Genomic DNA, 18454 nt, shown 5'->3' on the forward strand with positions numbered 1-18454 from the left:
TTCACGACGCACCGCCGCGCTCGCGGGCAGGACGCACCGGACATCGGGCCCTCCGGGTGTTGAAAACACGTCGGCACCGGGAGCCTGCCTTCCGCTGGAAACGGAAGGCCGCGCCCGGTGCCGCGGGTCACGCCAGGGAGGAGGAAGCGGAGCGTCTACCAGCCCGAACCGCTCCTGCCGGAGGAGCCGGAGCTCTTGCCGGTGTTCCATCCGCCGCCGCTACTGCCGCTGTTTCCGCTGCTTCCACTGCTACCGCCGCTGCTCCGGCCACCGCTGCTGCCGCTGCTGCCGCCGCCGCTGTTGCCACTGGGAGGGGTGCTCCAGCCGCCGCTGCTCCTGCCGCTGCTCCCGCTATTGCCGCTGTTGCTGCTCCCGCTGTTGCTGTTGCCGCGGTTGTTGTCCTTGTCGTCGTCGCGGCTCTTGCTGGCCGGGGTGTCCCAGCCGCCGCTGTTGCGGCTGTTGTCCCTGTCGTTGTCCCTGTCGTTGTCCCGAGCGTTGTTGGAGGGAGCGGCGTTGTTGCCGCGGCCCCAGCTGGAGCCGCTGGGAGGCCGGGCGCCGGTGCCCGTGCCGCCGGGAGGCGCGTTGCGGCCCTGGTTGACGGGGGCCGGAGCGGGCGCGGGCCGCGAGGGGGCGATGTTGTTGCGGCCGCCAGGGACCGCGGAGGCCGAGTGGCTGTTGCTCCAGCGGTAGCCCCGGGTGCCGCGGTCGTAGCTGTAGCCCGCGCCCCACGAGCCCTGCGGATAGAAGTCGTGCTGGTGGCGGCCGTGGAAGTTGCAGTACGCGCCGCTGGGGGTGGGGTGGTAGTCCCAGTACCAGACCACCGTCGGGCCCCGGTAGTAGTAGACGTCGTCCGTGTAGACGTAGGACGCCTGGGGCGGCTGGTAGTCGTGGACGTGGGCGTAGTCTTCCGGGCACCAGCCGCCGCCGTAGTCGTCAGGGACGGGGTGCGCGCCGGCGAACCGGTACTCCACCACGGCGGCGGGGGCGATGTAGGCCGCGCGGCGGACGACGGGGCGGTGCGAGTGGGCCTCGACGACACAGCCCGTCCCCATCAGCAGGGCCACGGGGACGACCAGGGCGAGCAAGCGGTTCATGAAGAGTCTCCTGTCGCGGAAGTGGACCCTCAAAGCATCCCGCTTCGCAACCTCTGCCCCTCATGACGGCCCGCTGCCCCGGAAATTCACCCGGGACGCCTGCCCGCCGGGAAGGGAAGGGGCCCGCCTGATATGACACCCGGGTCGCGGCCCCTGGGGGCGTCGCGCCTTGGGAGGCATACGGATGTCGGATGTGGATTTCGGACGCGCGATGGGGGCGTCCTGCGCGCTGCACCCGGGGCGGGAGGCCACGGGCACCTGCGCCCGCTGCGGCAACTTCACGTGCGACACGTGCAGCCAGAACGGCGCGTCGCCCCGCTGCCCCACGTGCCGGGAGCGCTCCGGCGCCACGTTCCCGCTCCAGCGGGAGAACTGGAACTTCAGCAAGCTGTGGGACGTGTGCTGGGCGGCGTTCCAGCGCGAGTGGGGCATGTTGTCGCTCGCGGTGTTGATCACCCTGGGCGTGTCCCTGGGCGCGAACCTGCTCGTCAACGTGGCCACGGGCATTGGCGCGGCGGTGGACAGTGTCGTCGTCGCCGTGGTGCTGAGCGTGGTGGGGCTCGTGGCGCAGCAGCTGGTGCAGGGCCTGGTGCAGCTGGGCCTCTTGCGCGTGTGCTTCGACGTGCTGCACGGAGGCCGCGCGGACGTGGCGCGCCTCTTCAGCCAGATGCACAAGGCGGTGCCCTACACGCTGACGATGCTCCTCGTCTTCGCCATCGTGATGGTGCCGCTGGCCCTGCTGAGCGTCCTGGTCATCCTCGCGCTCGTGGGCACGGGCATCCTGAGCGGCGTGGACCTGAACTCCTCATCGGACCAGGTCTGGAGCGCGCTGGCACCCATGCTCGGCGTGATGGGGCTGGGGTTCCTGGTGCTGCTGGGGCCCATCGCGTACCTGGTGCTGCCGCTGTACCTGGTCCAGCCGGAGCTCGCGTACGAAGAGGTGCCGCCCTCGCCCGTGGAGGTGCTGCGCCGCAGCTGGGAGGCCGCGCGCGGTCAGCGCCTGAGCATCCTGGGCGTGGGGCTCGCGGGGGGCGCCGTCATGGTGGCGGGGTTCTTCGTGTGCTGCGTGGGCTTCATCCCCGGCATGGCGCTGGCCCAGCTGCTCATCGCGGGGATGTTCCTGTCCATGCGCTCCCCGCGGGAGGACGCCGCGGAGTCCTTCCCGGGCTGAGAAGCCGCGGGAAGCCAGGAGGCGCGCCTTCGCGAACAGGGCGAAGGCGCGCGGGCGACTTCAGTGCACCAGCCGCTCGGAGTAACCCGAGCGGGGTGTGACGACCTTGCCCAGGCACGCGAGGATGTGCTCGCGGTACTCGGACAGCTCGCGCAGGCCACACAGCATCCACCGGCCGCCAATCACCAGCGAGGGCACGCCGCGCACGCCGCGGCTGCCGGCCAGCCGGTGCTCGTCGTAGATGAGCCGGCGCGTCTCTTCCGAACGGAAGGCCGCGGAGAACTGGTTCATGGACAGGCCCACGCGCGACGCCAGCTCGAACACCACATCCGAGCGCGACACGTTGACGCCCTGCTCCAGAGCGGCGCGCTGCATGGACCGGGCGAGGAAGGCCCGCGCCTGCGGTCCCTGCAACCGCGCGGCTTCCAACGCCGCCAACGCCGGCACGCTGGAGCGCGGCGGATCACCGCCAAGCCACAGGTCCGTGGAGAGCAGCGAGGCCGTGGGGTCGGGTTCGCGCTGCGCGCGCTTCACCTCTTCCACCAGCCCGCGCACTTCGCGCTCCGTGGGCAGTACGTCGTGCAGACGCAAAGGGTAGGGACGCACGCTCCAGCGGACGGCATCGCCAAACTCCTGGCGAAGCACCTCCAACCGTTGGTCGGCGAGGTAGCACCAGGCGCAAAGCACATCCTGGTAGACGGTGATCTGCAGCGGCTTGTGCAGCGTTTTCATCGGGGGTCGCCAGATTAGAGGCGCATCCCCACCGCTGCCAACACCCCTGGACAATCCCCGCCCGAAGGCATTCCCGTATTCCTGAGGAGCATCCAAGGCACCGTGCGCACCGTGAAGTCCCGCACGCATGCCATGGAGCAGGCGGGCAGGCACGCAGGTGCTGCTCGCGTGCCTGCTTTCAACACAACATCTCGATCAGGAAGCGCGGCCTGCCCGTGCGCGCAACGCGCTGCCCCGGGTCCCCGCGTACACCAACGCGTGCTCCACGATGTGGCCCGCGATGTCCTGACCGGTGGCGCCCTCCAGGCCCTCGAAGCCGGGGCTGGAGTTGATCTCCATCAGGCGCGGGCCTTCGCGGCCCTCCAGCATGTCCACGCCCGCGACCTCCAGGCCGATGATGCGCGCAGCCTTCACCGCGGCCTCCATGTAGTCCGAGGACAGGGTGATGGCGCGGCCCTCGCCGCCGCGGTGGATGTTGGAGCGGAACTCGCCCTTCTTCGCCTTGCGGCGCATGGCGCCCACCACGGTGTCGCCCACCACCAGCGCGCGCACGTCGCGGCCCTCGCTCTCCGCGACGAACTCCTGGAGGACGATCTCCTGGCCCAGGTCCCAGAAGGTGTCGAGGATGGTCTGCACCTCCGGCAGCGTGTGGGCGATCATCACGCCCACGCCCTGGGTGCCCCTGATCAGCTTGATGATGACGGGCAGTCCGCCCACCTCCTGCACCAGCTTGCGCACGTTGCCGCGGTCGTGCGCCATCACCGTGCGGGGCATGTCCAGGCCCGCGCGGGCGAGGAACTGGAGCGCGCGCAGCTTGTCGCGGCTGCGCGCGATGGCCGTGGGCGGGTTGAGCACCGGCACGTCCATCATCTCGAAGTGATTCACCACGGCCAGGCCGTACGCGGTGATGGACGCGCCGATGCGCGGAATCACCACGTCCACGCCCTTCACCTCCGCGCCGCGGTAGGTCATGCGCGGCTGGCCCCGCGCCAGCAGCAGGCAGCAGCGCAGCGTGTCGAACACGAGCGCCCGGTGCCCCCGGGCCTTGATGGCCTCCACCAGCCGGCGCGTCGAGTACAGCGAGCGCTTGCGGGACAGGATGGCCACGGTCTTCTTCACGCGGGGCCGCTTGGGTCGCGGTGCGTCACCGCGCTCGGGTGCCTGTGCGCCAGGCGGAACCGGCGCCTTCTTCGGCTGGGCTTTTCGGGGGGGCATGCGGGGCGCGGGACACTAGCACGCACAGGCGTGGAGGCACGGCACGTGGGCACCCTTTGCTATCCTCGCGTTCACTGATGACCGCACCCAACCCGCATCCCGACGACATCCACACCAATCCAGGAGACGTCGGCCTCGAGCTGTCCTCCCAGTCCCCTCTGCTGGGGGAGACACTGGTGGTGGATCCGCGCGCCAGCGTGAAGATGCACAAGTGCCGGTTGCTGGTGACGTCGGGACCGGACACCGGGCGCTCCATGGTCAGTGACAAGGAGCGGCTGCGCTGCGGGGCCCACCCGGGCAACGACCTGGTGCTGGTGGAGGACCGCACCGCCAGCCGCCACCACTTCGAGGTGCAATACACCGAGCGCGGCCGCCTCCTGGTGGACCTGAACTCCACCAACGGCACCTTCCTGGACGGCCGCCGCATCGAACGGGCCTACCTGTCCCCGGGCTCGCAGATTCGCGCCGGCTCCTCGGTCATCACCTTCGCTCCCATGGACGAAGAGGTGGCGGTGGAGCCCGACCGCGAGGGCGAGCTGTGCGGCATGGTGGGCCAGAGCGTGAAGATGCGGCAGGTGTTCGGGCTCATCAAGCGCATCGCGCCCATGGACGTGTCCGTCATCATCCAGGGCGAGACGGGCACCGGGAAGGAGCTGGTCTCCAGCGCCATCCACGAGCTGTCCGGCCGCGAGAAGGGCCCCATGGTGGTGCTGGACTGCGGCGCCATCCCGCCCAACCTCATCGAGAGCGAGCTGTTCGGCCACGAGAAGGGCGCCTTCACCGGCGCCACGTCCAGCCGCCCCGGCGCCTTCGAGCGTGCGCAAGGGGGCACCATCTTCCTGGACGAACTGGGCGAGCTGCGCCTGGACCTGCAGCCCAAGCTGTTGCGCGTGCTGGAGAACCGCGAGGTGCGCCGGGTGGGCGGCAACGACGTCATCGAGGTGGACTGCCGCGTCATCGCGGCCACCCACCGCGACCTGGTGAAGGAGATCGCCGCGGGCAACTTCCGCGAGGACCTCTACTTCCGCCTGTCCGTCATCCACATCCAGCTGCCGCCGCTGCGCCAGCGCCGCGACGACATCCCACTCATCCTCAAGCGGGCGCTGGCGGAGCCGGAGGTGGTGGACACCCACGGCCGCAAGCGCTTCTCCGCGGAGGCCCTGGGGCTGCTCATGGCCTACCCCTGGCCCGGCAACGTGCGCGAGCTGATGAACGTGCTCTCCCACGTGCTGACCTTCTCCGACGAGGGCGAGGAGATTCTCCCCTCCCACCTGCCCCCGCGCGTCCGGGGCCAGGCCCGCGAGGGGCCGCTGCCCTTCAACGAGCACCTGGCCTTCAAGGACGCCAAGGAGCAGCTCCTGGAGAACTTCGAGCGCGAGTACGTCACCAGCGTCCTCACCCGCTGCGAGGGCAACCTGTCCCGCGCCGCCCGGGAGAGCGGGCTGCACCGAAAGTCCATCGAGCGGCTGGTGAAGAAGTATCAGCTCGACGCCAAGGGGCTGAAACCGCGCTGAAACAGCGTCGTCACACGGTTTCACTGAGAGTGTTGATTCCCCAGGAAGTTTTCACCGGGCCCATCCTCTGAGACAATCCCGGCCCCCTTTCAGACCCCGACGCAGTGTGTCGGCGGTCACTTGACGGATACTGCGAGATTCCCCCATCCCGCAGGATGAGTCTCCGTATGAGCGCACGATCCCCCCGTGAAGCAGGCGAATCCGGCCAGGCCCTGGTGGAGGCCGCGCTGTCGCTGCCACTGGTGACGTTCCTCATCCTGGGCGCGTTGCAGCTGTTCCTGATGATGCAGGCGCGGGTGATGACGCACTACGCGGCCTTCCGGGCGACGCGCGCGGGCAGCGTGGCGCACGGGGACTGCGAGCGGATGACCCACGCGGCCATCCTGGCGCTGATTCCGACCTTCCACTCGTTCATGGGGCAGGGGACGGGTTCGCTCAACGGTCCGCTGGCCCGAGGCGCGGGTTCGGACGCGCCCCGGCTCCTGGCGGAGGCGTTCGCGGCGCGGATGAACAACCGCTACTCGGGCCCGGGCCTGGACGGCGTGCACAACCGCAGCATCGTGTGGATCCAGCGGGACCTGGCGGGCGGCGGCGTGGACAGCCCGGAGGACAGCGACTTCGACCGGCCGGGCCACCTGCGGCGGCTGGAGGTACAGCTGGTGTTCTGGTACCCGCTGCGCATCCCGTTCGCCAACTGGGTGATGTCGCGCATGTTCCTGGCGCACTTCAACCTGCGTCCCTACACGGACGCGAACCCGCTCATCGTCGCCGAGCGCAACGCCAACTGGAACGGCAGTGACGTGACGGCGGTGCACGATCTGGACGGCGAGCTGGGCATGGAGCTGGCGGACCGCGTGCTCAACCGGCAGTACGTGTTCCCCATCATCACCACGTTCACCATGCGAATGATGACGCCCGTGAAGTCGCGTTTCTTCGCCACCATGGCCTGTCCCCGGTGAAAACGATGAAGCGCTCCTCCCCCCAGCGCGGTCAGACCCTGGTGCTGTTCGTCCTCAGCATGCTGCTGCTGTTGCTGATGGTGGCCCTCACGCTGTCGTTCACCATGAAGGTGCGTGAGCGCATCGAGGTGCAGACGGTGGCGGACGCGGCCGCGTACTCCAACGCGGTGGCCACGGCGCGCACGTTCAACACCATCGCCGTCAGCAACCGCGCGGAGATCGCCCACATGGTGGCGAACGCGGGCGCGGCCAGCCTCTTGAACTGGGCGAGCCTCTACCGCGGCGAGCTGAACGCGGCGAAGTTCGGTTACGCGGCGTGGGTGCCCGTCTACCAGGCGTTCGCCACCGCGGGCTGCCCCTGCGCCTGGTCCAACGGCTTCTGCGCCCGCATGTGTCAGTGCGGCTTGCGCGGGGTAGGCGACCTGAACCTGCTGATGGGGAAGCTGCAGATAGAGGACCTGCGCGTGGAGGCCGTGTTCCAGGCCCTGGACCCCATGGTGGGCCTGCAGATGCGCCTGCACCAGTTGGCGGCGGGCGCGCTGTACGCCTCTTCGTATGAGGACTTCAGGAGCCTCAAGAACAAGGTGGACGACCAGGGCTTCGCCAACGACATCCTGGGAGACCTGATGGCGGGGAGGAATCCTCACGACGCGGGGTGGCGGGCGCCATCCGCGGGCAACGTCTCCAAGAATGAGCTGTCGGACAACGCGGTGTGTGTGGGCGGGGGCGCGGTCTGTGATCCGCTGCCGCTGACGGTGGCCCACAGCGTGGATGCGGCCATGGGCAGCCGCGGCTTCACCTTCGTCACGTCGCGCATGCTCCACCAGTACATCGCGCACGAGGCGAACCTGGCCTACGTCATCATGCCGCCGGACATCGTCACGCTCCCGTTCGCCGCGGGCACGTCCCACTTCGGCAAGCCGATCCTCCAGTACGGCCTCTTCCCCCCCTACGCTCCCGCCGTCACGGCCGAAGACGAGGGCGTCGTGGCCTTCATCTACAACCACATCGCGCATGGCGGTGGACCGCCGTGCCCGGTGATGGTGGGCGGTACGGTCCCGACCCTTGCCCTGTTCGCGGCCTCCGGTGGCGTCATGCCCACGCCCACGCATATGTGGTTTGGCGGCACGGACCCCGCGCCCTTCGCGCGGCACATGCTGGCGCCGTGTCTGGGCGGCCCGTCCAGCTGCCCGGGCATCTGGCCGCCGTTCCTGGACTACAACCTGACGGAGCTGTGGCCCAACGGCGCGGACAACAACTTCGGGCAGCCGAAGAACTTCGCGGTCATCCAGCGCGACCGCAGCACCATGTCCGCGATGGATCAGGACCCGTGGAACCTGGCGTTCCGCTTCCGCTTCAAGGCGGCCAATCCGAACCCGAACGCGGGCAAGTTCGACAACACCAGCGTCACCATGGCGGACGGCGTCACGCCGCTGGGCGTCCAGACGGCGTTGTCCACGGGCATCGCGTACTACCACCGTGGCCGCAGCCTGGGCGTCTCCCACTGGAGTGAGCCGCCCAACCTGCTCAACCCGTACTGGCGCGCCACGCTGGTGCCGGTGGACACGGACGAGTCGGGCCTGCAGGACGCCATCGACGCGTTGGGTTCCAGCTCTCCTTCCTCCGCCGCCACCATCCAGGAACTGCGGCGCGTGGGCTTCAGGGGGTTCCAGTGATGCACCGCCAGCTTCGTCGTCACCGCCGGCAGGCGCGGGGCCAGTCCATCGTCGAGGCGGCCCTCGGCGTCACGCTGTTCATCACCATCCTGGTGTTCGGCATCCACTTCGCGGAGGTGGGCTTCCTGTCGCTGAAGGTGCAGGAGGCCGCCGTGTCAGCGCTGTGGAACGGCACGCACGGGGAGATGCACGACATCCCGCTGGACTACGGCTCGGCGCATGACTCCATGCGGCAGGCGGGTGAGGACGCGCAGGCGCGGTACGCGGACTTCAACGGCCTGTCGTCCGTCAACCACGGTGACACCATCACGCAGGTGTTCACGCAGGGTTCGGGCCTGCGTGTGAACTGCAGCCGGAACGGGGGCCTGGACTGGGATGGCCCCGTGCTGACCCGGTTGATGTACCGCGACGAGGGCGGCACGGCGTGCACGTCCCAGGCGAACCTGAGCTCCTGGAACATTCCCACCCGGTTCCTGGATCAGTCCTCGGAGACGGGCCTGTACAACGAGCAGCACCAGGAAGCGGCCAACGCCAACATCCAGGTGTGTGGCATTGGCCGCGCGGTGGGCGGTACCTGCCGGGGCAGCTTCTCCATGCTCGTGGACGACTGGGGCCTGTCCAATGAGATGGAGTCCTCCACCTGCTTGTTTATCCAGGACATGGCGCTGCCGTGCAGCAACGGGCCGTTCTACGCGGCCACGAAGGGCGTCTACGAGCCCACCACGCTGCCCATCCCGACCTACGCCAGCTTCCTGGCCATGGATGCCCTCTTCATGAATCCGCTGCCGCCCCTGGTACTGATGCAGCGGGAGAACACCTTCTGGATGAGCGCGGCGGGTGAGGAGAGCCAATTCATGCAGGCCTGGCTCACGCCGACGCCCCTGGGCAACCTGTGGAACACGTCGCCTGGCGCGCTGATTGGCATCACCACGCCCCATTACGGTCTGGGCTATCTGGACCGTAACGGCTGTTTCCTTGGAAAGGACTGCTGAGATGAAGATGCGAAGCCTGCTGTCGGGTGGAGTGCTGGCGTTGGTGCTGGGCGTGTGCCTGACGGCGTCTCCGGCGCGCGCGGACAGCAACTCGTGCAACACGGACTGTGCGACGAAGAACGGGGACACGCTCAACGCCTGCATCACCGCCTGCCCGGCGCCGAGCAGTCCGGGGGCGGCGAAGGATAGCAGCCGTACCTGCTCCGCACGCTGCGCGCAGAAGTTCCAGGCCCAGTTCAACCAGTGCAAGTCCCGCTGCCCCAAGCCGGAGGGCGACACGGGTCCGAAGTCGGGCAAGTCCGTCAAGGCCGCGCGGTCGCACCGGCAGTAGGAAGGAACCGGGGATGAAGCGTTTGATTTGGCGCTGGAGCCTGTTGCTGGCGCTGGCGGGGGCCGCCCCCACGTGGGCACAGCGGGCCAACTTCACCTGGGACATCCCGAAGACCGTCAGCGTCGTGGACGTGCCGGGGCAGGTGGACGCCAACGGCGTGCCGGTGAAGCTGCTCGCGGTGCGCAGCAAGGAGAAGGCGCAGGTCATCCTGCAGAGCGTGGTGGACCGCTTCCAGTCCTGGGGCTTCGCGGTGCAGGAGGCGTACAAGCAGCCGCAGCTCCTGCGCGAGCCGATGGTGACGGCCCTCGACACGCGCAACTTCATCTCCTACACGGCCATCCTCCAGGTGAACCCGGACGGCACCACCACGGTGTTCCTGGGGCAGGCGAACCTGGGCGCGGCGAAGGCCCCGCAGCCGGCCGGGCTGCCCGTCTTCCCCGGCGGCTCCGGGGTGCTGACGGCGCAGACGGAGGGCTCGCACACGGTGAGCTATTCGGTGCCGGGCAAGACGACCGCGGACGTGGAGGCCTTCTACCGCGAGGTGCTCACCAAGGCGGGGTTCAAGGAGATCCAACCCCGCGTGTTCAAGTCCTCCACGGAGGAGGTCTCGCTCACCCTGGGCGTCACCAAGGAAGGTCCGGTGGCGGTGCGGCTGGTGCGCCGGGCCGTGGCGGCGGACGATGACATTCGCCCGGGCGAGTGACGCCATCGGGCAAGGGAAGACGAGAGCGACATGATGACGCGTATCGCGGTGCGGGGCTGGCTGGGACTGATGGCGTTGGGCGCGGTGCTGGTGGCGCCCCAGGCGCTCGCGCAGACGTGCGACGAGAAGTGCTCCATCAACGCCGGCCCCACGATGCAGGCCTGTGTGAAGAAGTGCTCCGCCAAGGACAGGAACTGCACGGACAAGTGCACCAAGGCGTTCCAGGCCGCGAAGGCGAAGTGCGCCAAGAAGTGTCCCAAGGGCAAGGGCAAGAACACGCCCCAGCCGCACACGCACGAACACGGCGACGACCACCACGACGAGTGAGTCCGCGGGTGTGATTGAAGGACCGGCGGGAGGGTGTTACGGGCGCTCAAGCCATGAGCGACGCCCCCTCCCGCAAGGACCTCGACGCCACCGTCCACCTGCCGCGCACGGAGTTCCCCATGAAGGGGAACCTGGGCCAGCTCGAACCGCGCCTGCTCGCCTGGTGGCGGGAGCAGGACGTGTGGACACAGTTGCTCGCGAAGAACGCGGGCCGTGAGCCCTTTGTGCTGGCGGACGGGCCGCCGTACGCCAACGGCCACCTGCACGCCGGGCATGCGCTCAACAAGGTGCTGAAGGACATCGTGGTGAAGTTCCGGAACCTCACCGGACGCCCGTGTGACTTCATCCCCGGCTGGGACACCCACGGTCTGCCCATCGAGCAGGCGGTGGAGAAGCGCCTCAAGGAACAGAAGCTGGACAAGCGCACGCTGTCGCGCGACGCGCTGCTGGAGCGCTGCCGCGAGTACGCGCTGGAGTTCGTGGACATCCAGCGCGCGGAGTTCCAGCGGCTGGGTGTCTTCGGGACGTGGGACGCGCCCTACCGGACGCTCGACTTCAGCTACGAGGCGCAGGAGGTCCGCGAGCTGGCCGCGTTCGCTCGCCGGGGCATGCTGTACCGGCGCAAGAAGCCCGTGGCGTGGTGTCTCCAGGACCAGACCGCGCTCGCGGAGGCGGAGGTGGAATACGCGGAGCACACCTCGCCATCCGCGTACGTGGCCTTCGACGCCGGGCCCGCGCTGGTGGACAAGCTGCCGCAGCTGAAGGGTCAGCGTGTGTCCTTCGTCATCTGGACCACGACGCCGTGGACGCTGCCGGCCAACCTGGCCATCGCGGTGAATGCCGAGTTCGAATACGTCTTCTACCGGCTGGAGGACCGCGTCCTCTGCGTGGCGAAGGACCTGCTGGCGAAGGTGCTGGCGGAGGTGAAGTCGGACGAGCTCGCCGTGAAGCACGTGCAGCTGCCCACGGGCGAGGTGTCATCGCCGGCGCTGGTGGACCCTTCACGCATCCTCGCGTACGCGACGGGCGAGGACCTGGAGCACGTGACGTATCAGCATCCGTTCCTGGAGCGTCAGGGGCGCGTGGTGCTGGGCGAGCACGTCACGTTGGACGCGGGCACGGGGCTGGTCCACACGGCGCCGGGACATGGCCAGGAGGACTACGAGGTCGGCCTCAAGTACGGCCTGGACATCTACAACCCGGTGCGCGCGGACGGCCGCTACGACGACACGGTGGGCGAGGGGCTCGCGGGCCGGCGCGTGTTCGAAGCGAACCCGGTGGTGCTGGACCTGCTAATGCAGCGGGGCGCGCTGCTCAATGACAGGTCGGACACCGTCACGCACAGCTATCCGCACTGCTGGCGCTGCCACCAGCCGGTCATCCAGGCGGCGACCTACCAATGGTTCATCCCGATGGATGCGCCGTTCCACGGCACGCAGACATTCCGGCAGGTGGTGCTGGAACAGGTGGAGCAGGTTCAGTGGGTGCCGTCGTGGGGACAGTCACGCATCCGAGGCATGCTGGAGGGCCGCCCGGACTGGTGCATCAGCCGGCAGCGCAGCTGGGGCGTGCCGATTCCCATCGCGTACTGCGACGGGTGCGACGACGCGGTGGTGTCCTCGGAAGTGATGGAGCGGGTGGCGGCGGCGGTGGAGAAGGAGGGCGCGGGCGTGTGGTACCGCACGCCGGTGAAGGATTTCCTCGGGCAGGACTTCACGTGCCCGCGCTGCGGCAAGGGCGAGTTCCACCGCGAGACGGACATCCTGGATGTGTGGTTCGACTCGGCGTGCATGGCGTCCGCGGTGCTGGCGAAGCGGCAGCGTGTGCCGGCGGACCTGTTCCTGGAGGGGAGTGATCAGCACCGGGGCTGGTTCCATTCCTCGCTGCTGGTGTCGGTGGGCACTCGCGACGTGGCGCCCTACAAGGCGTGCTTGACGCATGGCTTCGTGGTGGATGGCCAGGGCGAGAAGATGTCCAAGAGCCGGGGCAACACGGTGGCCCCGGACAAGGTCATCCAGCAGTACGGCGCGGAGGTTCTCCGGCTGTGGGTGGCGGCGAGCGACTATCGCAACGACGTGCGCCTGTCGGACGCCATCCTCAAGGGCCTGTCGGAGGGCTACCGGAAGATCCGAAACACATTGCGGTACGCGCTGGGCAACCTGCACGACTTCGACCCGGCGAAGGATGCGGTGGCGGGGGACGCGCTGTTGCCCCTGGACCAGTGGGCACGCGGACGGCTGGCACAGGTGGCCGCACGGGTGCGGCAGGCGTACGAGGACTACGAGTTCCACCTCGTCTACGCGACGGTGGTGGACTTCTGCGCCAATGACTTGTCGGCCGTGTACTTCGACATCCTGAAGGACCGGCTCTATACGGCGAAGCAGGATGGGCCCGCGCGGCGGGGCGCGCAGATCGTGCTGCATGAGGTGCTCACGGTGCTGTTGCCGCTGCTGGCGCCGGTGATGAGCTTCACGGCGGAAGAGGCGTGGCAGCACCTGCCGGGCGAGCGCACGAAGAGCGTGTTCCTGGCGGGCTTCTCGGATGTGCAGGCCACGATGCCGCCGGAGCTGGAGGCACGCTACGCGAAGCTCTTCGCGGTGCGCAGCGCGGTGCAGGGCGTGCTGGAAGTGGCGCGGCGGGACAAGCGCATCGGCGCGTCGCTGGAAGCCCGCGTGGTGCTGAGCGCCACGGGTGCGGTGCGGGAGCTGCTGGAGGCGCACCTCACGGAACTGCCCGGGCTGTTCATCGTGAGCCAGGTAGAGCTGACAGAGACTCCGTCCGAGGCCGCGAAGGCGCTGGACGTTTCACAGGCCTTCGGTGATGGCGCGTCCCTGTCCGCGGAGGTGCTTCCTGCGCTGGGTACCAAGTGCCCCCGCTGCTGGGTCTACTCTGAAGCGGTGGGGCAGGGCGGGGACGTGTGCCTCAAATGCCGTGAGGCGTTGGGCTGAAGCCAAGCGTGGATTGCAAGAGGAATCTCGCGTTGCCGGCGGGCTCTGATGTGAGCGATGGGGCAGGCAACTATATTTGCATGCCATCCATTCAGCGCTGACTTCTGTCAGGCAATGGGATAGTCCAGACGTCGAAGTACTTCGGCTGCTGCTGAGGGGGCTATCTCTTGTCGTTCAAGGAGTTGTGCGCGCTGATGTTAAAAATCCAGACATATTCAATTCTTTCCTTGGGACTGCTGGCTCTGTCGGCTTGTCAGGCTGCTTCTTCGCCTGATAGCGAGTTGGGGACGATAGACACGGCGAAAGTCCAACAGGCAGTCGAAACGCCTGTGAGCAGGGTGACTGCCCAGCCCACTTGGGTTGGCTATCTCAAGGTCCGGAGTTGGAGCAGTGGGAGTTGGACGACGCCGTCGACTGCCAACCGCCAGTGGAAAACCAGTTACAGCTTCGTCTCGCCCGTCGTGGTGACCATGATACCGGCGTCCATGTTCGCGCTGGTCGACATCAAGCCTGGGTTTTCCAGCTTTGATGTCGTGGATGACTCCACCTTCCAGGGGACATCGGTCCTGAAGCATGTCGCGAAGTGCTTCAGGGCAACGCCGGGGAACTTTTCGTTCATGCAGTTCCCCACGGACAGCAGTTATGCGTTCCAGCCTGCTCCATTCAACGGTTCTGCGTGTTGGGGAACTGGCACCCAGGGAGACGTCACGACTCCGTCGAACGTCGGGTGGCACTCGTACAACACGATGAGCTTCGCGAATGAGTTTGTTTTCCCTGTCCCCGCGGTGGATGCGCCCCTTCGCCTGCATCACACGAAGCACTTCATCACGGTGGATGGTGCGATCGTCCAGAGCGTTCCCTCTCCGTTGCCCTATGGAATCATGCCTGTGGAGTGGGACTTCGAGTGGGACCTGATGCCCGAGGATCCCGACGTCGACCTCGTCCTGAGCGCTGACGGCTACGAGACTTGGCTGCCGAAGGCGACCATCTCTCCTGGAGGAGTGTCCCTGACCAGGTCTACGCAGATCGAGCCGGGCTCCACCCTGGTGGTCAAGGCGAAGGCTGAGCCCAAGGACCCGTCGTTGCCCGCCGTCGCGATGAAACAGGTCACGTTCCTTCTCGATTCTTCGAGCCTCCCGGGCATCGCTATGAACAGGACGCTGCAGGATCTTGTGATGGTGAATGGCGACGACGCGGATCTGATTTTCGAGCAGGATCGTAATGCAGCGTATGGACTCATCTCCGTAGATCCTACTAAGGTCGAAACGCCGGTTGGCTCGTTCACAGAAGCAACGGCGGAAGTGTCTTCGTTTGACTTTGGTGGCTATGGGCAAATCATGGCCGTGGGTATCACGGAGAATGACCGCATGGTCTACTCGCGGATCAAAGACCCTTCCGTTCCTCCAGGGAGTTCTAGTCCCCCTGTGGAAGGGTCTCTTCTTCTTCCCAAGCGTTCGGCCGCCTCGTATATCGCCGACTCATGGAAGTCGGATGAGAACAGTTCGCTCAAAGCAGACGATGACGATAGTGACGATCTACCTGCTTCCATGCAGAATGCGCATCTAGGGGATGCTCTGACGCTCTTTGAAGAGTACCGGGGGTTCGTCATCCGAGGCGCGCACGTCCGAACAAAGCCGTCTGAGCCGGATTATTTTCTTGATGATCAGATCAAAACCTCTGAATCCAGTGCTGGGATTCAGAGGTTTGCGGATGCGACGAACCTGAAGGTTCACCTTCTTGGAGGCGTGGACTATCTCCCGAATATTCGGGTCATCAATGGCAACTACCAGGGTGGGGTTCATGGTGGCGATAAGTATTTTGTGCGGATGAGGAACGAGTGGGAGGAGAATGGGACCTCCAGGGCAGTTGGTGGGCCTGGAACTCCCAAAGCCATCGACCGGGTCGCGATTGCGAGCAATGCCCGCGACGGAACGGTTGTCTCCACCATTGCCCATGAATTGGGGCATACTGTAAATCTTCATCATCACGGTGAAGGAGCGGCTTTTCTGGCCAACTGGGATGATATTGCGGGAGGAAGAGCGGAAGAGCTTCCCATCAAAGCTCCGGAGTTGGTGCCAGGTACAATTGAAATATATTATGAGACGCTTTTCGCCAGGGGCAATAGTTCACTTGCTGGGAATTTGAGCAAGTTGATGATTGGCGGCCGTTGCGAGGAGAGCGGAGTAGGGGGGCGCTTCAGTGGAGATGTCGGATGCATTATGCGAACCCCTCCGCAAGTGTTCATACCGCACGAGTTCGGACATCGGCATGAGCGTTGGTTTGTGACAGAACCCGAAGGAACGTCAGTTTGTCTGTCGCGCACTGGAACTGGGATTAATGCGGGAGGTGCGTCCTCCAGGTATGGCGATGCTGCGCAAGGTAGGGGAGCATGTGCTAAGAGAGTCTGTGTCAATGATAATCATGTGCATGATAGCCCTCCTGCCGCGCCGACCTGCACATTGATCCGGACTACGCTGTAGTCCCTGATTGTGGCCCCTGGGCTGGAACGGTCTTTCTGGATGTGCCTCAGGCGGACTGTTCCAGCTTGCGCAGCGTCTCCACCAGGTTCTGCATGCGTTGGTGGTGCGTGCCGGGCCAGAAGACGCGCTGGCAGCCGGGGCACTGCTGGAAGTGGCTGTGGCGTTGGGCCACGCCTTCCGGGACGCGGCCCTGCACTTCTTCCGGGGTCGCGGTGGACAGCGGCGCGTTGCACGCGATGCAGCGGGAGAAGGGCCGCATGCGCGAAGTCAGGCCGTACCTCCGCACCACCTCCACCAACTGGTGCGCGGGGTCGGTCGCTCGCGGGAAGTAGCCGTGCACCACCTCCGAGCGCTTCAGCACGCCCAGGTCCCTCGTGAGGAGTACTCGCGATTCGTCGTGGGACAGGCGCGCCAGTTGGTCGTCCGCGTAGTCGTTGCGCCAGAGCGTGTCGAAGCCCAGCATCCGCAGGAAGCCCGACAGCCTCCCCAACCCCACGTCCAGGATGAAGCGCGGCATCTCTGGCAGGGGCGGCCCCACTCGCGCTTCCCTCGCCACTTGCGGCGCTGATGGATCCGACGCCGGATACACGTCGAGGCTCGTGCCCTCCTCCGCGCGGTGCGCGAAGTCCACCGGCGCTCCATCCACCAACACCACGTCCACCTCCGGGTGCGGTGGACCCAGCGACTCGATGAGGTCCTTCACGGACGGGCTTCCCTGCAGCACGTGCGTGAACGCCTGCCCCCGGCGCTCCGGTGCGACGAAGTCGTTCAGTGCGCCGTGGATCCGCACCGTGAGCTGCCGTGATGACATCCTGGACTCCTCACGTCCTGCTGCGTCGTAGCCAATGCCCGTGATGCCTTTCTTTGAATCCCCGCCTTCCCCAGCTGCGGAGCGACGAAAATCTCGGATTCTTGAAAGGCAGTGACGCAATCCTCACGGGCGGTCAGAGGACAGCCTTCTTGCAAACTTCTATACTCACGCGCCAGTCGGCGCGCCGAAGCCGATGGGTCACCCCCTCGACACCCTCGGAAGCAAGGATCCAGGCCCTGCATGGCAATGAAGCTCCCCCCGTATCTCCGCCCCCTCCTGGCGATGGGCTTCTTGGCCCTCGCTTGCGGCGAGGGTGAAGAGCCCACCGCGCCTCCGGACTCGGGGACCTCCGTCGATGCCGGGACCCGCACCGACGCGGGCACCACCGTCGATGCCGGATCCGACGCGGGTCAGTCCACGGACGATGCGGGCACCACCGAGGACGCCGGATCCGATGTGGATTCAGGCACCAATGATGCCGGCACCGAGGTCGAGGTGGACGCGGGCACCACCGAGGACGCGGGCACCACCGAGGACGCGGGCACCACGGTCGACGCGGGCACGACGGTCGATGCTGGCACCACGACCGACGCAGGCACCACCGAGGACGCGGGCACCACGACGGACGCGGGCACCACGACCGACGGTGGCTCCGCGGACGCGGGCCCGATTGGCGAGACGGATACCGACGGTGGCTACACGCAGATCCGCCTGATGGCCGCCAATCTCTCCAGCGGCAACGGCCAGGACTACGACCCGGGCCACGGCATCCGGCTGATGCAGGGCGTGAAGCCCGACGTCGTGATGATCCAGGAGTTCAACTACAAGTCGGACTCCGCCTCGGACATGCGCTCCATGGTCGATATGATCGGCGCGGGCTTCTACTACTACCGCGAGACCGGCGCGCAGATCCCCAACGGCATCATCAGCCGCTACCCCATCATCGAGTCGGGCGAGTGGAAGGATGCCAAGGTCTCCAACCGCGACTTCGCCTGGGCCCGCATCGACATCCCCGGGCCTCGCGACCTGTGGGCCATCAGCGTCCACCTGCTCACCACCAGCTCCAGCAACCGCAACGCGGAAGCCACCCAGCTCGTGGGCTACATCAAGGCGAACATCCCCGAGGGCGACTACCTGGCCATTGGCGGTGACTTCAACACCGACTCCCGCTCCGAGGCGTGCCTCACCACCTTCAAGCAGGTGGTCGACATCGCGGGCCCGCACCCCGCGGACAAGAACGGCAAGGAGGGCACCAACGCCGGCCGCAGCAAGCCCTACGACCATGTCATCGTGGACTCCGACCTGCGCCAGTACCAAGTGCCCACCGTCGTCGGGACCAGCACCTTCAACAACGGACTGGTGCTCGACAGCCGCGTGTACACGCCCATCTCGGACATCTACCCGGCGCTGAACTCCGACAGCGGCGCATCCAGCATGCAGCACATGGGCGTCATCAAGACGTTCCGCACGCCCAACTTCTAACGGGCACCCCGCAGGCAAC

At 66.9% G+C, this 18454-nt stretch carries 15 protein-coding genes; 11 read left to right on the forward strand and 4 right to left on the reverse strand.

The window, feature by feature from the left end:
- Positions 1 to 155: 155 nt before the first annotated feature.
- Positions 156 to 1094 carry a hypothetical protein gene (locus D7V77_RS07330; RefSeq protein ID WP_120575546.1) on the reverse strand — a complete coding sequence of 313 codons (939 nt, stop codon included), beginning with the start codon at positions 1092 to 1094 and terminating at the stop codon, positions 156 to 158.
- A gap of 184 nt (positions 1095 to 1278) precedes the next feature.
- On the opposite strand from D7V77_RS07330, the gene D7V77_RS07335 reads away from it, so the two are divergent.
- On the forward strand, positions 1279 to 2265 hold the full coding sequence (locus D7V77_RS07335) for a hypothetical protein (protein WP_120575547.1): 987 nt from the start codon (positions 1279 to 1281) through the stop codon (positions 2263 to 2265).
- A gap of 60 nt (positions 2266 to 2325) precedes the next feature.
- On the opposite strand, the gene D7V77_RS07340 is transcribed toward D7V77_RS07335, so the two are convergent.
- Together D7V77_RS07340 and D7V77_RS07345 are read right to left on the reverse strand one after the other, a co-directional pair.
- Positions 2326 to 2997, reverse strand: coding sequence for a DsbA family protein (locus tag D7V77_RS07340; protein WP_120575548.1), 672 nt, complete (start codon positions 2995 to 2997; stop codon positions 2326 to 2328).
- Between the two features lie 195 nt (positions 2998 to 3192).
- Complete coding sequence (locus D7V77_RS07345; RefSeq protein ID WP_120575549.1) at positions 3193 to 4212, reverse strand: RimK family alpha-L-glutamate ligase; 1020 nt, start codon at positions 4210 to 4212, stop codon at positions 3193 to 3195.
- Positions 4213 to 4289: 77 nt separating this feature from the next.
- Between D7V77_RS07345 and D7V77_RS07350 the strand changes: the two genes are divergently transcribed.
- From D7V77_RS07350 to D7V77_RS43205, 9 genes are all read left to right on the forward strand, one after another.
- On the forward strand, positions 4290 to 5726 hold the full coding sequence (locus tag D7V77_RS07350) for a sigma 54-interacting transcriptional regulator (RefSeq protein ID WP_172812962.1): 1437 nt from the start codon (positions 4290 to 4292) through the stop codon (positions 5724 to 5726).
- Positions 5727 to 5893: 167 nt separating this feature from the next.
- Positions 5894 to 6685 carry a TadE family protein gene (locus D7V77_RS07355; protein ID WP_120575550.1) on the forward strand — a complete coding sequence of 264 codons (792 nt, stop codon included), beginning with the start codon at positions 5894 to 5896 and terminating at the stop codon, positions 6683 to 6685.
- Positions 6686 to 6690: 5 nt separating this feature from the next.
- Positions 6691 to 8361: a pilus assembly protein TadG-related protein gene (locus D7V77_RS07360; protein WP_120575551.1), complete on the forward strand. Its 1671-nt coding sequence runs from the start codon at positions 6691 to 6693 to the stop codon at positions 8359 to 8361.
- Complete coding sequence (locus D7V77_RS07365; RefSeq protein WP_120575552.1) at positions 8361 to 9353, forward strand: pilus assembly protein; 993 nt, start codon at positions 8361 to 8363, stop codon at positions 9351 to 9353. The genes D7V77_RS07360 and D7V77_RS07365 overlap by 1 nt, the downstream gene beginning before the upstream one ends.
- 1 nt (position 9354) lies before the next feature.
- A complete protein-coding gene (locus D7V77_RS07370; RefSeq protein ID WP_120575553.1) occupies positions 9355 to 9684 on the forward strand; it encodes a hypothetical protein in 330 nt (109 codons plus the stop codon).
- Positions 9685 to 9697: 13 nt separating this feature from the next.
- Positions 9698 to 10387 carry a hypothetical protein gene (locus D7V77_RS07375; protein WP_120575554.1) on the forward strand — a complete coding sequence of 230 codons (690 nt, stop codon included), beginning with the start codon at positions 9698 to 9700 and terminating at the stop codon, positions 10385 to 10387.
- Between the two features lie 30 nt (positions 10388 to 10417).
- Entirely contained in the window at positions 10418 to 10714 is a 297-nt protein-coding gene (locus D7V77_RS07380) for a hypothetical protein (protein ID WP_120575555.1), read from the forward strand.
- 53 nt (positions 10715 to 10767) lie between these two features.
- A complete protein-coding gene (gene ileS, locus D7V77_RS07385; protein ID WP_120575556.1) occupies positions 10768 to 13662 on the forward strand; it encodes an isoleucine--tRNA ligase in 2895 nt (964 codons plus the stop codon).
- Positions 13663 to 13829: 167 nt separating this feature from the next.
- The gene (locus D7V77_RS43205) at positions 13830 to 16142 is read left to right on the forward strand and encodes an ImmA/IrrE family metallo-endopeptidase (RefSeq protein WP_147452008.1); all 2313 of its coding nucleotides are present in this window, start codon (positions 13830 to 13832) and stop codon (positions 16140 to 16142) included.
- Positions 16143 to 16188: 46 nt separating this feature from the next.
- Here the strand turns inward: D7V77_RS43205 and D7V77_RS07395 are convergent, their stop codons facing one another.
- Entirely contained in the window at positions 16189 to 16953 is a 765-nt protein-coding gene (locus D7V77_RS07395; RefSeq protein ID WP_120575558.1) for a Mut7-C RNAse domain-containing protein, read from the reverse strand.
- Between the two features lie 240 nt (positions 16954 to 17193).
- Here D7V77_RS07395 and D7V77_RS07400 point away from each other — a divergent pair, with 240 nt between their 5' ends.
- Positions 17194 to 18435, forward strand: a complete 1242-nt coding sequence (locus D7V77_RS07400; RefSeq protein WP_120575559.1) for an endonuclease/exonuclease/phosphatase family protein — start codon at positions 17194 to 17196, stop codon at positions 18433 to 18435.
- Positions 18436 to 18454: the final 19 nt, after the last annotated feature.

It is taken from the genome of Corallococcus sp. CA041A, assembly GCF_003612075.1.
Classification (GTDB): domain Bacteria; phylum Myxococcota; class Myxococcia; order Myxococcales; family Myxococcaceae; genus Corallococcus; species Corallococcus exiguus.

Bases quoted from the DNA above. Each gene is read 5' to 3' on its own strand.
- D7V77_RS07330 (WP_120575546.1), bottom strand. From the start codon at position 1,094: ATGAACCGCTTGCTCGCCCTGGTCGTCCCCGTGGCCCTGCTGATGGGG.
- D7V77_RS07395 (WP_120575558.1), bottom strand. From the start codon at position 16,953: ATGTCATCACGGCAGCTCACGGTGCGGATCCACGGCGCACTGAACGAC.
- D7V77_RS07335 (WP_120575547.1), top strand. From the start codon at position 1,279: ATGTCGGATGTGGATTTCGGACGCGCGATGGGGGCGTCCTGCGCGCTG.
- D7V77_RS07365 (WP_120575552.1), top strand. From the start codon at position 8,361: ATGCACCGCCAGCTTCGTCGTCACCGCCGGCAGGCGCGGGGCCAGTCC.
- D7V77_RS07370 (WP_120575553.1), top strand. From the start codon at position 9,355: ATGAAGATGCGAAGCCTGCTGTCGGGTGGAGTGCTGGCGTTGGTGCTG.
- D7V77_RS07345 (WP_120575549.1), bottom strand. From the start codon at position 4,212: ATGCCCCCCCGAAAAGCCCAGCCGAAGAAGGCGCCGGTTCCGCCTGGC.
- D7V77_RS07350 (WP_172812962.1), top strand. From the start codon at position 4,290: ATGACCGCACCCAACCCGCATCCCGACGACATCCACACCAATCCAGGA.
- D7V77_RS07380 (WP_120575555.1), top strand. From the start codon at position 10,418: ATGATGACGCGTATCGCGGTGCGGGGCTGGCTGGGACTGATGGCGTTG.
- D7V77_RS07375 (WP_120575554.1), top strand. From the start codon at position 9,698: ATGAAGCGTTTGATTTGGCGCTGGAGCCTGTTGCTGGCGCTGGCGGGG.
- ileS (WP_120575556.1), top strand. From the start codon at position 10,768: ATGAGCGACGCCCCCTCCCGCAAGGACCTCGACGCCACCGTCCACCTG.
- D7V77_RS07360 (WP_120575551.1), top strand. From the start codon at position 6,691: ATGAAGCGCTCCTCCCCCCAGCGCGGTCAGACCCTGGTGCTGTTCGTC.
- D7V77_RS07355 (WP_120575550.1), top strand. From the start codon at position 5,894: ATGAGCGCACGATCCCCCCGTGAAGCAGGCGAATCCGGCCAGGCCCTG.
- D7V77_RS07400 (WP_120575559.1), top strand. From the start codon at position 17,194: ATGGCAATGAAGCTCCCCCCGTATCTCCGCCCCCTCCTGGCGATGGGC.
- D7V77_RS07340 (WP_120575548.1), bottom strand. From the start codon at position 2,997: ATGAAAACGCTGCACAAGCCGCTGCAGATCACCGTCTACCAGGATGTG.